We start from the raw sequence: 17,074 nt of genomic DNA, 5'->3' as shown, positions 1-17,074 counted from the left end.
AGGAGCTCAAAATGAATCTTGATAGTGCAAAAAACCTTACATACAAGTACTCTATGGTAATACTCTCGTCCTTAGTAATGGGGTATCTAACTATTCAGAACGGGAAAATGATTGTCGCGGCACTTCTCTTTTCCCTGCTATTTCTCTTTCTGATGAAAAAACTCAGAACTCCAACCCTGTACACCCTGTTTTTTATAAGCGTCATCTGGTGGCCGATCTGGATGAACTCTTATTCTTTACTTGGTATAAGGTTCGGCTTTTTGACCATCAATTATCCTTTGCTTTTTCTGGGTATCTTTATGGCAAAAAGTTTCTTCAATCTCTACCAGAAAAAAGTTCCGTTCCGCATCGATTTAGTTGACTGGATTCTGCTCTTTTCCGTTATCTGGGTGCTCATCTCAGCTCTTACCAAGAGTATCGCACCGGAATCGAAAAGCAATTTCTTTTTACTCGGATTCCCAATCCTCTACTACTTCACGGCAAAGTTCTCTGATATTCAAAAAAAAGATGTCCTTTCATGGATGAAATACATCGTATATTTCTCGACACTCACAGTCCCATACCTGATCTACGAACTTATCACAAAAGTAAATATTTTCCTTCCACCTACAGATATCTACGAAAACTTTGTATATAATTACACCCTGGAGGCTCATGGTGTATTCCAGCCAAGCGGACCGTTTATCGATCCGAATACCGCAGGGCTGTTCCTTCCTTTTGCAGTAGCAATGTCACTATACTTCTATAATACGGCAGATAGTAACAAACAACGCTTGAAATGGGCCTTCTTTATCGTGGCAATTTCGGCAGGAGTACTCATCACCCTATCCCGTACCAGCTATGTTTGCTTACTGCTCGTTTACTTCGTCAATTTTCTGTTTATTGTGAAAAACAAAATAAAATATGTGGCAGGCCTCGCTGCATTATTAATCCTGAGCGCCTGTTATCTCAACTTTGCCGGTCTGCCTCCTCAGCTTCAAGAACGGCTAAATGATTCCGAAACACTGGCAACCAGAGTTGGTTTTTATCAAGATTTTGCGATACTGCTGAAAAATAACTGGGTTACCGGCATGGGATTTGACAACTTCAGACGGAGAGACCGGATCACCCCGGATTCAGGTCCGGCGCACAATATATTCGTTACCATTTTAATTGAATTAGGGGTTGTCGGATGCGTCGTATTCTTCGCTCCGATCGGGTTCATCTACCTGTCATACAGAAAATACACACAACTCCCTTCGATTGACAAACCGCTTCTCGCAACCTTCCTCATATTCTTTCTCAACTACTATGTGGGCGGATTGACCATGAACCCCCATCTGTACGTCCAACTCAATGGTATCCTCTACATATTCATGTCCGTTTTCATGAATCATACGAATGTCATCTCAAATAATTCTCTGCCTTCGATAACAGATAGCGAAACCCAATTCAATCTGCTCCCTGGAACGCATGACCAAAGAGGAGCCCTACCAGCATGAAAATCCTCTTAGTACATTACCGCTACTTTATCTCCGGCGGCCCTGAACGATATATGTTCAACATCAAAAAAGAGCTGGAAAAAAGCGGACATGAAGTTATCCCTTTTTCGACTAGGCACAGCTCGAATGTCAAAAGCAAATATGAGCATTTCTTCACGAAAAATATCGGCGGAGAAGAAGGAATATTCTTTGATGAGTATAGAAAGAACGCAAAAACCTACCTCGACGTCATCGGCCGGCAGTTCTATTCTTTCCAGGTCAAAAACGATCTGGAAAGGATCATCCGGGAAACGAGGCCTGACGTCTGCTATCTGCTTCACTATGTCAACAAACTATCGCCAAGCGTTATCACGGCTTGCAAACGGTACAATGTTCCGATAGTTCATAGATTATCGGATTACTATCTGATGTGCCCGCAAAGCGGTTTTTTCAGAGACGGCAGATTCTGCGATGAGTGTAAAGATAAGAAGCTATCCGTGATAAAACACAAGTGTGTCAAAAACTCTCATGCAGCTTCCTGCCTGAAATACCTGGCCTATTCATTTCATAATTTCGTTGGCATCTATGATCACATTAATACCTTTATTTGCACCAATAATTACATGAGAGAAAAACTTATTGAGTTCGGGTTTGATAAGAACAAACTAGCAGTTAATCACACCTTCTTCAATAGTGACACCTGGAACATTGATCAAACATACCAAAGGAACCGTTTACCTCAAGGAAAAATCAACTTAATCTGTGTCGGCAATTTCGATCACAGTAAAGGCACCTATGACCTGCTCCAGGCAATTGATTCCCTCAAAGATCTGCATTCGCAGTTCAGACTAACCTTGATCGGCGGGCGTCTCAAAAAGGAAATAGCCAATGTTGAGAAGTATATCAGCACCAATCATCTTGAGGACCTGGTAAAAGTAATGCCAATAACGTCAACGGAAAAACTCATCGAGGTCTATCAACAGGCTGACGCTTCTATCCTGCCCTCGCGCATCGTAGAGAACCTGCCCAATGTCATGCTAGAAAGCCTGTTCTTTGAGCTTCCATTAGTTGTGCCTTCATTCGGCAGCTTCAAAAGTACAGTCGATGATACAATATCTTTTAAATTCCAGGCATTCGATGTTACCTCACTCGCAAACACCCTGAGAACAATCATAAATGATCCGGCAAAAATTGAGGAAAAAAGGCAACGTTGCAAGCAGTACCTGGAAAAAAATTTCTCGAAAGCGGCCCACGTAGAAAAACTAATTGGTATTTTTGAATCAGTCTCTCATCATAAAGGACAAGGTATTGCACAAATGAAAACAAGGGCAATCAGCATCGATTACAACCACTAATTGAGGAGGAAAGATATGTTAAAAGTTTTTGAAATAGCTACTGGGTATACTTCAATCCCTGCCAAGGTCGGGGCCGCAACAGAAATAGTAGTAGAGAATCTGGCACAAGAATTGGTAAAAAGCAGTATCGATGTCTCGATCATTGATCTGCACAGTAACAACAGGATAAAAAGCGATTACAACATCCACGAAATCAAAGTCCCTGAATTCCTGAGAAAAACAACGTATACGCTTGGCTTTATGCACAAATTAAAACGGATCATCTACTCGTTCAACCTGGCAATGTTCCTGCGCAGCCTCAAGGTTAACAACGGAACAAAATACATTCTTCACTTCCACAACCAGTATAACTATTATTTTTTTGAAAAACTGATCAGCCGGAAAATAAAACGAAAGTCAAAGACCATGTACACACTCCATAGCTATATCTGGTCCCAGGACTGGGACAGTATTAAATCAACCGTCAAGAAAAAATATTTTCTGGAAATATTCGCGCTCAAACACGCCGACAGGATTATAGTCCTCAACGAAAAAGCAAAACAGAATATCGAAGAGCATATAAAAATCGATAAAAAAAAGATCGTCTTCATTCCCAACGGAGTTAACTCAAAAAAATACTGTACCCTGAAAAACAATGAAGTCGTAAGCAAACTCATCGCCACCTATAAACCACGACAAGAAAAAATACTCTTCCACGTCGGTTCCATCTGTCCGCGCAAAAACCAGTTCAATACCATAAAACTCCTTGCCCCGTTCCTGAGCAAACATAACTTCAAATTCATCTATGCCGGAGGAATAATCGACCCGGAATACTTCGCTGAAATCAACAATTACGTTACCGAAAAAAACCTGGACGGAAAAGTCGTTTACCTGGGTGAAATCAACCCGGGCAAAGAACTCAATTATTATTACAATCTGGCAGACGCGTTCATTTTCATGTCAGAGTCAGAAGCCTTCAGCCTGGTTGTCCTGGAAGCGCTCTCCGCAGGTTTGCCAGTTTTCCTCAAAGATACGCTTTTTAATGCAACGCTCGATGCTCAGCAAAATGGGATTGTCCTGTTCAACGAAGAAAATTTTCAAACAAATTTCACAAAAACGTTCTTCTACGACAACACCCTAAAAGGCCTCTCAAATGACGCACTGAATTTCATCAACAAAAATCTCACCTGGGAGAAAGTAGCAAGACAGCATATTTCGCTGTTTACGAAGGTATAAGGGAATTGGCGATGGGTTTGTGCCGGGTTAGCACACCAATCCATAATACTTGGTCTAGATAACCGTTGTTAACCCACCCAACAACGATTCTGCGCCATATTTTTCTCTGTCGCCCCTCAGGGAGGGTGATCTTTCCTTACTCCCTTCCTTGGAGGGGCAAAGCATAACTTCCCAGTTCACCCCCTGCGACCTTCTCCACGTTAAGCGAGTAGAAGGTCTAGAAGGAAATAACGTCTATATCTAAGTCTTCTCCGTTCCTAATGGAGAAGACGGTGGCAGCTTAAGTTGAATAGAAAAAAACGAAATCTATTCCACCAGATGAGGCGAAGATGATAGCTATACGAGAGATATCATCCCATGCAAATATTGAGGTATAACTAACACCCTATACTTTTTAAATTATTAATAGCCGACAACAAACATTAATCAAGAAAACCAGCCAAATACAATCAAACTTACATTATATAATAATATTGACAAATAACTTTCAAAACCTTATATATATTTCGAGCTTCAACGTAGATAGCAGTTCTTATAAAGAATATTATTTAAGTATATAGTTTCTCGTAAAGCACTACCAAGGATTAAAGCATGACAAAAAAAAACTATCGTTATTCTTCAATTATCTTTCTAAAAATTATGAATTAATATATCTGCCTTTAATGACTTATTATACAGCCTAAGTTTTTCGCTTTATCATAACTATTACCTCCGATCAATATCAACCAGAACATTTTGTAATAGTAATGCATTGTTGCAAAATGACATACTCCATACATTACAACATGGCAATTATTAAATAATTCCATATATCCCGGGAGGATTCCATATGCTACAAAAAAATAACCTTCATGCTTCTGTTATACTCACTTACAGATGCAACGCAAAATGCAATATGTGTAATGTTTATAAATATCCATCTAACAAAGAAGAGGAAATCGGCCCAAAAGAATTAGAAAAGCTTCCGCAAATGAAGTTCACGAATATCACAGGAGGTGAACCATTCGTTAGAAACGACATAGAAAACATTGTGGCAATTCTGAGAAAAAAAACGAAACGGATTGTCATCAGCACCAATGGATATTTTACCGACCGAATAGTAAACCTTTGTAAAAAGCACCCTGATCTGGGTATAAGAATAAGCATTGAAGGAATGCCAAAAACAAACGACGCCATCAGAGGAATCCCTGATGGATTCGACAAAGGATTGAGAACGCTGCTCACGTTACGTGAAATGGGGATCACAGATATCGGTTTCGGAATGACAGTACAGGAGGTTAATGCCCAGGACCTCATACCTCTCTATAGCCTTGCAAATGCGCTCGGGTACGAATTCGCCACAGCGACGTTACATAATTCTCATTATTTCCATAAATATGACAACCGGATTATTAACAAAGAAAAAGTTACAAATGAATTCGAAAAACTGATCGCTTGCCTGCTCACATCCCGCTCACCAAAAAAATGGTTCCGGGCGTACTTCAATAACGGACTGATCAACTTTATTCATGGAGGCAGCCGTCCGATACCTTGCAATATGGGGTCTGACGGTTTTTTTCTCGACCCTTCGGGAGACATCCTCCCTTGCAATGGTATGGACAGGAAATTACCTATGGGCAACATCAAAAGAAAGAGTTTTGATGAAATATGGACAAGCCAGAATGCCCGAAATATTCGTGAAACAGTAAAAAAATGCAATAAGCAATGCTGGATGATAGGAAGCGCGGCCCCGGCAATGAAAAATAATATGCGCCTCCCGATCAGTTGGATACTAAAAAACAAAATTTTCGGATATCGCGGCTATAAAAAAACTGATTTCCAACAACCAGAAAACAATACGGTATTTACTTCCATCGATAGCGCAGCAAAAGAAAGGACGCCATTATGAAAATAGCTATGCTTGGTGTCCGGGGAATACCGGGAACATTCGGCGGTGCAGAAAAAGTGGTGGAGGAAGTGAGCATAAGGCTTGTTTCTTTAGGAAATGAGGTAACGGTTTACTGCAGACCGCATTACAACAAAACAAAAACCGATCGTTATAATGGCATCAAGCTTAACTATATACCCTGTATCAATACAAAACATTTAGAAGCGATCTCGCACACGCTCCTGTGTACATTATTAGCGTCCATTTCCGATTACGATGTCATTCATTACCATTCCCTCGGCCCCTCACTACTCTCCTGGATCCCAAAACTTTTTGGAAAGAAAGTAGTCTCCACGTGCCATGGCCTTGACTGGCAAAGAAAAAAATGGAATAAACTTGCTAAAGCTTGCCTAAAAGCCGGAGAAAAAGCCTCTATTCTTTTTCCGAACAAAACAACCGTTGTCTCTCCTTTGCTTAAAGATTATTTTTATAAAAAATACAACAAGAAAACCGTGTACATTGCTAACGGGATATCCGTTACTCCACAAATCAATGATACGACATTTCTGAGCGAGTTCGGTTTGACAAAAAACAAATACATTCTTTTCTTAAGCAGAATAGTTCCGGAAAAAGGGCTACACCGGCTGATCAAAGCATTTCTTGAAATACAGACAGATACAAAACTCGTGATTGCAGGAGACCATTCTCACTCAAAAGACTACTTAACTGCAATAAAAAAAATGGCAGCAAACGATAAAAGAATAATATTTACCGGCCCAGTATTCGGCACTGATAAAAACGCGCTTTTTTCCCATGCCTACTGCTTCGTACTTCCATCTGATATTGAAGGAATGCCCTTAGTATTGCTTGAAGCGATGTCCCTGGGATGTTGTCCATTGGTAAGTGACATTCCTATTAATAAGTGTATAGTCACCCCTGACAATAATAATCACTACGGATTTACCTTCAAAGCCGGTAATGTCAAAAGTCTGAAACACAATCTGGACTTTGTATTATCTAACCCGAAGATCGTCAGCCAGATAAAAAATAAAATTGTCGCCTACGTAACTGCTTACTATAATTGGGATATCATATGTGATAATTACCACTCACTTTATGCTTCATTATATAAGAATCAAGTATCAACATTACCATGACGAACGAATGAACACGGAATATTCCTCGCCACTCATATAGAAATAGTAAAGCGGGAAAAAAAATATGCCCGGAAAAACTCCCTATCTGATTTTATGATAAATATCATAACTTCATATGCCTTATATGGATGGTAAACCATATTTGACTTAACCATTATATTATTATTTATCTATAAACTTTTTTGTTTTGAGCATACGTAGGGTATTTTCACGCAGCCCTACTCCCATTTGATTTCTGCGATCTTTTAATATATCATTGGTTATAGGTAAGTGAAATTGGAACATCACTTCAAAAGATAAAAATAATATATTCAGGAGGGTTGCAGCACAGAGATTTCACTTTAGCTTACAAGCCAAAACAATTAATCCTAGTATCCGTTACATTAGCCACACTACAGACATACAGAGCCCGAAAAACAGATAATCAAATAATTAAACAATAAGGAGGTATATCATGTAGAAATTTTTTCTGCCAGTGAAGACTCATCGTAAAAAATAATTATAAGATCTTTTTTCCAATAATAATTTAATAAGGAGGTTATAAAGAATATAGAAAGTATATTTCTATATCGCTAGGTCATTCTTTTTTTTAAAAAATGGCTTGGCATTTTTTAGGAGGTTACTCATCATAATGAAAAAACTTATTGTAAGCGGCATATTAATAACGATGCTGATCGCCGGATGTTCGAAAGTAGCGAATCAGACAGGAACACCAGATCCACAATTGCAAGAGGATCAAACAAACTCACAAATAGAAGGGAATATACCTAATCCGCCGGATAATCCGGAAAATGATTCTACTGGGACAAGTGCGACGAGTATTGCCGGAGCCATAAATCTTGATACTCTCGTCGCAGGATACAGTGTATATCCAAGTATAACAAGTGTCGTTGCATCTCCTACGAGTGTCAGTCCGGGAGGAAAATCAACGATAACAGCCACTCCGTCCAGTACAAATAAAGTTGCCTTAACCTATACATATTTACCGCAAGCCGGCCGTATAGACCTGCCTTATGGCGTTAGCGGTACCAGGATCGGCAAAGATATTGTGAGCAAATCCAAAACCGTCATCTGGACATTGCCAACCACACCGGGGACTTACTCGATGAAGATTATTGGTGACGATGGTACAAATCGCGTACTTCGCACAATCTACGTAAAGGTCAATACACCTACGGTTTACTATGTACCGGTAATTAACAACTTATCTCTATCCAGTCTGACTATAAAACAGGGAGATCCGGTAATAGTAACCGTACTGGCAACCGATCCGAACAAAGAAACGATGAAATACGCTTTTACAGCTGACGGGACAATTGCACTGACAAGTTCACCAAATGCGGTCAAATGGACCCCGACGACAACGCTGGGAGTGCACACAATAAAAGCAATTGTTTCAGATAGCCACGGATCTGTTTCCCAAAATACTTCCGTTACGGTAATTCTCAAAAACAATGCTCCGGTGATTAATTCCCTGGTAGCAAATTCTACAACAATTACCCCGGGACTAAGTACAAAAGTGACAGTACAGGCTAGTGATCCGAATGGAGATACTCTCGCCTATTCATTTTCCGGACAAGGAACAATTGAACAAACAGGTTCGCCAAATGTAGTGACCTGGACTCCACCAACTACTCCTGGAAACTACAGCATTAAGGCCCTGGTTGCCGATAGCGAATTCACTGTATCCAAGAGTATCAGCGCCACAGTGTTGAGCCAACTCAATACTCCACCGCAGATAAGTTCGGTAAAACTATCCGCGACCACAATTACGGCGGGACAAAGCACTGCAATTACCGTAACTGCGAGCGATCCTGACAGCGATAGCCTGGGCTACACTTTTTCCGGTCCGGGGACAGTCGCTAACGGTTCGCAACCTAACCTTGCGAATTGGACACCGCCAGTAACTCCTGGCAGCTATTTACTAACGGTTAAAGTTTCGGATGCCAGCAGCTCGGTTACAGCATCAGCAACCGTAGTCGTTCAAGCGTTACCGCAAACTACCGGAGAAGTCAGAGCTTTTCCTGGAGCAGAAGGTTTTGGAGCAAAAACCAGAGGAGCATTCGGCAACCCTAACCAAAGCCCTGTTATACTCAAGGTTTCAAACCTCAATAACAGCGGGACAGGGAGTTTACGCTGGGCGCTTGAGTACAATGCACCACGAATTGTTATCTTTACCGTGGGCGGTACAATCAGGCTCACCGGGGATGTCAGCATCAACAGCCCTTATATAACTGTTGCCGGCCAAACAGCACCGGGCGGCGGTATTGCAGTCAGAAATGCCGGACTTCGTATCCGTTCGCATGATATTATCCTTAGAGGCCTTAAATGGCGAAGCGGGAGAGGTCGTAACCTCTCACAGAATGAAGACTGTTTCAGTATCGAAAATAGTTCAGTCCAGCCATATAACATCATTATTGACCACAACTCCCTCTCATGGGCATCAGATGAAATCGCAGTAAGCTGGTTCCCTGCACATGATATTACCTGGCAATGGAATATCATTTCGGAAGGGCTGATGGATTACGGCGGACACGGTTTTGGATTACTTGCAGGAAACAATTCCAAAAAGGTATCCATCCATCACAACTTGTTTGCACATCTCAAGATGAGGCTCCCGGAATGCAATGACGGATCAACCGGAGAGATCGTCAACAATGTTATGTACCATTGGACAAACAAGGCATCAGATTTCATAGGGTCCCCAAATGAATACGGCGGCGGGTTTAGCGGATCAGTCCCTTCATACTGGAACGTCGTAAAGAACTTTTACAAACGAAAAGGGACAGAAGGTCCTGCAAAACCAATCGAGGTATTTAACTATCCTGGTTGGAATCAAGAATATTACGTACATGCAAATTCCAGATACTTTTTGTCAGGCAACATCGGACCGAACAAATCACAAGGCAACGTCGGCGACGATTGGAGTCTCGTGACCTTTGTCGGAGGCGGGAGCGGATCAACTTTCAAATCCAGCACACCGGTCGTAGCTTTATCAGGAATATACGAGAACACCGCGGAAGAAACCTACACGGCGGTTTTAAATAAAGTAGGAGCTTTCGTACCTGTGCGAGATGCCGTTGACACCCGGATAATTAATGATGTAAAGAATGGTACCGGCGCACTTAAAAACAGTGTATCAGATGCCGATTATCCATACCTTTCACCAGGTACTACACCGGCTGATTCCGATAACGACGGTCTGCCAGATAGCTTTGAACAACAGTACTCAGCAGATAGAACCAGCCTCAGCACACATGCTAAAGCACCAAGCGGATATAATTGGATAGAAGAATACATTAACTCTTTTATCAAATAGTTTGATTCATCCTGTAGGGGCGTATAATTGTACGCCCTTACCAAAAATAGCCACTAAAATATCCTCTTAACATATCCCGTGCAAGTCACGGGATATGTTCCTATACAGTCCGTTTCTAAATATTACTTATTTAATTATGGCATGCCTGTTTAATGATGAAACATTATAATTTCCGCGTACCCGCAGAAATCCAACACAACCCTACTACCACTTGATTTAAAAGAGCCTACAAGATATCATTGGCATGAGATTTCCAATGCATGAGATTTCCAATAGATATTAAGAAACAAACCACAATTATTACGTGGCCATATTTTTTCGAAAAACAAATAATTTTCGTAAGGGAGAATACCTATATGAAACGACTAGGATTAAGCATCATTGCCATACTATTATCAATAACAGGTTGCGGAAACAACTTAACTAACGACCCCGATTCACCGGCACTGAACAGTCTGCCGATTATCAAAAAAATAGCAGTGTCACAAAGGGAAGCTACGTTAAACACCTCAATCATTGCATCAGTCGAAGCAACAGATCCTGATAACGATGAATTAGCGTATTTTTTCTCAGGAGAAGGAACTATAACCAAAACTGATGATCCTGAAGTTATTCGCTGGATGCCGCCATTAACTGCCGGCCCTCATAGACTGTCAGTGGCCGTATCTGACAAAATAGGCATTGTTTTCGCAACCACGCAGGTACTCTTAATCGCGAATGAAGATTGAAAGCTACTGGGAAGGCATATTATTATCGCATCCATACATTCGATTAAGAAAATATTTGACAATTACTTTAAAAAGTTATAAGTTTATGGTAGATCAGGCGAACTTAAAATATTAAGAGCTTAGCCGGGCCTAATGGCAGCGGTTATTACCCCGTGGGACTTATACTCCCAGGGGGTTTTTTATATTCTATTATGAGGAAATCCATGGAAAAACAAAAGCAAAAAATATTTGTAGCTATGCTATCGGTATTCTCAAATTCGGCACTTATCATTGCAAAACTGGTTGTAGGAATACTGATCAGCTCTGTATCAGTTATCTCTGAAGCTATACATTCAGGCGTCGACCTCCTCGCCTCAATTATAGCCCTATTTGCTGTAAAGACCTCCAGTCAGCCGGCAGATCGAGAGCATGCTTTCGGTCATGGAAAATTCGAAAATCTCTCAGGTGTTGTAGAAGCGCTACTAATCTTTGTAGCTGCGGGTTGGATTATTTTTGTGTCTATCAAAAAACTCATTACACCGCAACCGATGGAAGCCGTCGGTTGGGGTGTGGCAGTTATGCTCGCCTCATCAATAGTTAATATTATTGTCTCTCAAATGTTATTCAAAGTTGGTAAAGAAACCGATTCTATTGCGTTGCAAGCGGATGCCTGGCACTTACGCACCGATGTCTTTACTTCAGCAGGCGTAATGGGAGGCCTCGGATTATTCTGGCTCGGAAAAATACTAGTCCCCGATGTAGATCTCCATTGGATAGATCCTGTATCTGCGTTATTAGTAGCTATACTTATCCTCAAAGCAGCCTATGATCTCACGAAACAGTCACTCCAGGGATTATTGGATGAAAGTCTTCCTCCCGATGAAGAAAACTGGATAAAAGAAAGAATAAAGCTGCTCTACCACAAGATTTATGGCTTCCACAATTTCCGCACACGAAAAGCAGGATCAACTCGGTTCGTCGAATTCCATGTCGTGGTAAACCCTGAAATGTCAGTACAAGATTCTCATGACCTTAATGACAAGATCGTTACCGATATCAAACATCGATTTCCCGACTCAAAGATCATGGTCCATATCGAGCCATGCAACAATCTGTGCGAACCTAAATGCTTAGATACCTGCTTAATCTATAATCGATAACCAACCATATGCCTCTCTACAGGGCAATCGCATACTACCAAGGCTGAGGCTTCATAGCCAATTATTGACTTATTTTGTAATTAACCCAAGATAATTCTTTAAAATTTCCCAACAAGCCGCCTACCATAGTCAATACAGCTATTGATAGCATTATCATCAGGGTTCCATAAAGCCTTTATCCCGTCATCTGCAATCTCGAAGCCGGCAGACTTCAATATTTCAACAAGTACCTTCGTCGATTCTCCGCTCCAACCATAACAACCGAAAGCAGCAGCTTTTTTATTTTTGAACCCTAACCCTTTGATCTCTTCACAAATACCTGCTACAGCTGTAAGTATCCCCCGATTAATAGTAGGTGAGCCAACTATGATCGCTTTGGATTTAAATACTTCGGTAACAACATCATTCTTATCAGCTTTTGCCACATTATAGAGTTTGACGGTTACATCTTTATCGGCATCCTTGATACCTGCAGCGATATTCTCAGCCATTACTCTTGTACCATTCCACATCGTATCGTAGATTATTGTGATCTGGTTTTCCTGATAATTATCAGCCCACGCCAGATAATCTTCAACAATTGAGATAGGGTTATCCCTCCAGATAACACCATGACTAGGACAGATCATATCTAGGGGCAGATTAAATGCCAGAATTTCGTTAATTTTTTTAATTACCATAGGACTGAACGGATTAAGGATATTTGCATAATATTTAATCGCTTCCGCAAACAGCTCGGACTGATCGACAAGATCATTGTACATGAACTCAGAGGCATAATGCTGACCAAATGCATCATTACTAAAAAGAATATTATCCTCTGTTAGATAACTAAACATGGTATCCGGCCAGTGAAGCATCGGAGCTTCAATAAAAACCAGGTCTTTCTTCCCCAGGCTAAGCCTGTCTCCGGTTTTAACAGTTTTGAAATTCCAATTTTGATGATAATGTCCGTATAATGACTTTGAACCGTTGGTCGTACAGTAAATGGGCGTGTCAGGAATATATTTCAATAATTCAGGAAGAGCACCACTATGATCGACTTCTGCATGATTAGCAATTATATAGTCTATCTGCTTCAGATCAATAGTTTGTGCAAGTTTGTTCACAAATTCCTTTGAAAATGGCGCCCATATAGTATCTATCAGAACCGTCTTCTCTTCCTGGATGAGATAAGAATTATAGGAAGTGCCATGATGAATAGAATATTCGTTTCCATGAAATTTATCTAATTCCCAATCAATTTTTCCAACCCAGGATATATTATTTTTAATAGGAAAAGCCATAAGTAGCAACCTCTTTTCTGTGTTTTAATAACGCTGCCAGTTTAACTAAAAGCGCTGTTTTTTATACATGAATCTAACAAGCTTTGAGAAAAACAACGAAACTCGTCAGAATCACAGACGACTATATCATTGTCAGCAACTATAATGCAATTAATTAAATAATGTGTTCCTGGTAAGCAGCAAGATGACTACAAACATTACAGTAAGCCAATATAGCAAGGCAAGCATCAGGTTAGCCTGAGATGTATTCTCTTAAACACCAAACAATCAGGCAGCAATGAAGCTACCTGATTGATAGATATCTATTGACCGTATAAGTTATTTCTTCTGTGTTTAATTTTGCGTGAGATCGCTTATCGGCATCCGGTATACTGCGATTAAATTAGGGGATATTAAATTTCGAGGGTCACTATCTTTGTTCATAACGATAGCAATGTCTTTCATTCTGGTGAGGGTGCTAGCCGGTACCGTTGCAGTATACGTCCCGACACCGTTAGCATCTGTGGTAAACGAGTATGGTTCAACACCAATACCGGTCGTCTCCTCTGAATTTTCCCCAAGCATCCAAACAGTATATACAGCATTTGGCGGCAAATTATTAACTTTAACATCAATTATTTTCTCTTCCGTGCTCGCCCCTTGGGTAATATTAACGGAAACATTTGAGGTAGCCATCATTCCGCCACCAGTCCCGCCGGTCCCGCCACCCATATTTCCTGTAGACTCCATGTTGCCCGTAGCTTCCATATTACCTGTACCTTCCGTTCCGCCTCCGGTCCCACCTGAACCGCCACCCATATTTCCTGTGGACTCCATATTTCCTGTAGCTTCCATGTTACCAGTGTTTTCCATGCCCCCGCCGGTCCCACCGCTGCCGCCGGTTCCCATATTGCCTGAACTGCACATATTTCCGGAAGATCCCTTACCACTTTGATCACCCATATTCGTTTTAGCTAAAACCATTGAAGAAGAAAGAAGCGCTATCACTAGAGAAAAAGACATTAATATAGTTAACAGACGCATTTTTTTCATACTTATCAGCTCCTTCATCATGAGTTGGGCGTGATTCTAATTAGTATGGCTGCCCATGTCAATGCGTGAATAATACAGATACTTTCAGCTGCTTTCTGAAGAGAATGAACAGGATAATTATCTGGGATTATTCGCCCATGGTAGAATAAATACAAAAGCAGAAAAGTACTTATCCTTTTTAACTAATCGGTTAGATAACAATTATATATTATAGCCATTAAGGCAAATTCCAGTTTATAATACTATTAAGCTTTTAGCTATAAACCTTAGACGCATAATTAAGGTGCTCTAAGTTAATCTGACATATCGAAATTTATTGCATAATGAAAAAAAGATTGAATTATTTAATATTCCTAACAATTACTTTACTGATAAGCATGCCCGTTGGAGCCGCAAGCAAATCGCTTCCTTCACGGCCCCAGGCCAGTTCTCAAAAAGCAGCAAGCTATTCATCTGACGAAATAATCGTAAAGCTAAAAAAAGGATATACGATCTCCGAGCTCAAAAAACAGGGGATACATTCCCAAGCTACCGAGTCTGACATAGTCACGACAAACAAAATCTTTATGAAACAACTTTCCCCGCAGGAGAGTATAAAAAAACTAGAGAGCTTGACCGCACAGTCCAGTGGTACAAAAAAAATCCGGCTGCAAAAAACGCTAAAGCACCAGCACGAATTATTAGAACACATAAAAGCCAGAGATAAGCGCAGGCCGAAAAATGCTGTTATTCCAGAATTAGAAAACATCTATCGGATAAAGGTTAAATCAGGTCAGGACATCCTTCAATTAACACAAAAATATATGACTAATCCCATTGTTGAGTACGCCGAACCAAACTTTTTCTGTAAAGCAACTAATTTACCGAACGATTATTGGGTTGATGAAGATCAAAATAACAACTGGGATTACTGGAATGAGCATGCCAGAGAATACATGTGGAACCTCAAAAAAATTGGGATGCAAAGTGTATGGAATCAATTCGGATACTCTCCGGGAGCAGGAATTATTGTAGCCGTAGTAGATTCCGGGATACGAGTGGACCATGTAGATATCCAAGCGAATCTATGGACGAATGATGCCGAATTGAACGGCACTGATACAATTGACGATGACGATAATGGTTTTGTCGATGATCAAATCGGCTATAATTTTGTGAATGACAATGGATATCCCTTTGATTATTATGTCCATGGCACTCACGTTTCCGGGACGATCGCGGCAATAGGCAACAATATAAAAGGGCTCATTGGCGTAGCAGCCGGTTCAAAAATAATGACGGTTAAAGCGCTTGATGATGCTGGAAACGGAAATGATACCGATGTAGCGAATGCTATTTATTATGCAGTTAATAATGGCGCTGATGTCATCAATTGCTCGCTCGAAGGTCCCAACTCCCAACTGGAGATTGATGCAGTTAATTATGCAGTAGCCCATGGGGTAGTCGTGGTAGCAGCCGCGGGCAATGATAACGACAACGTTGCCGATTACTGCCCTGCGAATATAGCGAATGCCATCACTGTCGGAGCATCCGACCAGAATGACCAGCGCTGTAGCTTCTCTAATTACGGCAATAAAATAGATATTGCAGCGCCTGGACAAGGCATCATCTCATTAGGAATAACAAGCACGAATACTTATGAAATCATGGATGGAACTTCGATGGCCGCACCGCACGTAGCTGCACTTGCTGCACTCATCTTGCAACAGCATCCGAGCTTTACTCCCGATGAGGTAAAAAATGTTATTCGGAATACTGCTGACGACATAATGACACCTGGCTTTGACGTGTACTCAGGGTATGGAAGGATCAATGTTGTCAGGGCATTAGACAGTACTCCCCCAACTACGCCGTCTATTAATGATGAAGGATTCTTTACAACAAATAATTCTATCCTTCACGTATCATGGTCCTCTACAGATAACGAGTCGGAAATTATCGAGTATCAATATGCATTGGGCACTACCCAAGGTGGAACACAAGCACTATCCTGGACAGTTACTTCTAACCTGAACGGAATTACGATCAATGGTCTCGCCTTACAAAACAGACAGAATTACTATCTCAGTGCTAAGGCCAGGAATGCGGCTGGTATGTGGAGCGACACCGGTTATTCCGATGGCATATATTTCAACCGGATTCCGAGCATCTCCGTCCCGGCACTGATTACTGCCAATGAAACTGAAACTATCGCAATCAATCCCCTCTACTCAGATCCTGACGGCGATACCCTTTCGGTTTCCTATTCCGGCTGGATGACTACTTCCTCCTACCAGACAACCTATAACGATGCCGGGACTCACAATGTGCTGCTGACCATTGACGATAACTATGGAGGACTCGTTACCCGGTCAATCCTTGTTGTCATCAGCAATATCAACCGTATTCCAAGTGTCTCAATTGCTGCACTGATCACGGCCAATGAAACTGAAACTGTCTCAATCAATCCCCTCTGCTCAGACCCTGACGGCGATACCCTTTCGGTTTCCTATTTCGGGTGGATGACTACTTCCTGC

Annotated in this window: 11 protein-coding genes; 9 read left to right on the top strand and 2 right to left on the bottom strand. The window is 41.2% G+C overall.

The window, feature by feature from the left end; translation table 11 throughout:
* Positions 1-11: 11 nt before the first annotated feature.
* The 8 genes from DKM50_07695 to DKM50_07660 all read left to right on the top strand — a co-directional run bounded on the left by DKM50_07695 (position 12) and on the right by DKM50_07660 (position 12,240).
* A complete protein-coding gene (locus tag DKM50_07695; protein ID PZM79709.1) occupies positions 12-1,481 on the top strand; it encodes a hypothetical protein in 1,470 nt (489 codons plus the stop codon).
* Positions 1,478-2,815 carry a hypothetical protein gene (locus tag DKM50_07690; GenBank protein ID PZM79708.1) on the top strand — a complete coding sequence of 446 codons (1,338 nt, stop codon included), beginning with the start codon at positions 1,478-1,480 and terminating at the stop codon, positions 2,813-2,815. Before DKM50_07695 ends, DKM50_07690 begins: the two co-directional genes overlap by 4 nt.
* A gap of 15 nt (positions 2,816-2,830) precedes the next feature.
* The gene (locus tag DKM50_07685; GenBank protein ID PZM79707.1) at positions 2,831-4,030 is read left to right on the top strand and encodes a hypothetical protein; all 1,200 of its coding nucleotides are present in this window, start codon (positions 2,831-2,833) and stop codon (positions 4,028-4,030) included.
* Between the two features lie 829 nt (positions 4,031-4,859).
* The gene (locus tag DKM50_07680) at positions 4,860-5,918 is read left to right on the top strand and encodes a radical SAM protein (GenBank protein ID PZM79706.1); all 1,059 of its coding nucleotides are present in this window, start codon (positions 4,860-4,862) and stop codon (positions 5,916-5,918) included.
* Entirely contained in the window at positions 5,915-7,054 is a 1,140-nt protein-coding gene (locus DKM50_07675) for a glycosyl transferase family 1 (protein ID PZM79705.1), read from the top strand. Before DKM50_07680 ends, DKM50_07675 begins: the two co-directional genes overlap by 4 nt.
* 631 nt (positions 7,055-7,685) lie before the next feature.
* On the top strand, positions 7,686-10,373 hold the full coding sequence (locus tag DKM50_07670; GenBank protein PZM79704.1) for a hypothetical protein: 2,688 nt from the start codon (positions 7,686-7,688) through the stop codon (positions 10,371-10,373).
* A 356-nt stretch (positions 10,374-10,729) separates the two neighbouring features.
* On the top strand, positions 10,730-11,101 hold the full coding sequence (locus tag DKM50_07665) for a hypothetical protein (protein ID PZM79703.1): 372 nt from the start codon (positions 10,730-10,732) through the stop codon (positions 11,099-11,101).
* Positions 11,102-11,292: 191 nt separating this feature from the next.
* Positions 11,293-12,240, top strand: coding sequence for a cation transporter (locus DKM50_07660; GenBank protein ID PZM79702.1), 948 nt, complete (start codon positions 11,293-11,295; stop codon positions 12,238-12,240).
* A 98-nt stretch (positions 12,241-12,338) separates the two neighbouring features.
* Here the strand turns inward: DKM50_07660 and DKM50_07655 are convergent, their stop codons facing one another.
* Together DKM50_07655 and DKM50_07650 are read right to left on the bottom strand one after the other, a co-directional pair.
* Positions 12,339-13,526: an FprA family A-type flavoprotein gene (locus DKM50_07655; GenBank protein PZM79701.1), complete on the bottom strand. Its 1,188-nt coding sequence runs from the start codon at positions 13,524-13,526 to the stop codon at positions 12,339-12,341.
* 333 nt (positions 13,527-13,859) lie between these two features.
* Entirely contained in the window at positions 13,860-14,558 is a 699-nt protein-coding gene (locus DKM50_07650; protein ID PZM79700.1) for a hypothetical protein, read from the bottom strand.
* Between the two features lie 323 nt (positions 14,559-14,881).
* Between DKM50_07650 and DKM50_07645 the strand changes: the two genes are divergently transcribed.
* On the top strand, positions 14,882-17,074 hold a 2,193-nt coding region (locus DKM50_07645; GenBank protein ID PZM79699.1), incomplete at its 3' end, for a hypothetical protein.

It is taken from the genome of Candidatus Margulisiibacteriota bacterium, from assembly GCA_003242895.1.
In the GTDB taxonomy this organism is placed as follows: Bacteria; Margulisbacteria; Riflemargulisbacteria; order GWF2-39-127; family GWF2-39-127; genus GWF2-39-127.
Note: the sequence above shows the minus strand (reverse complement) of the source record. Positions and strands in the feature narration are given on the sequence as shown.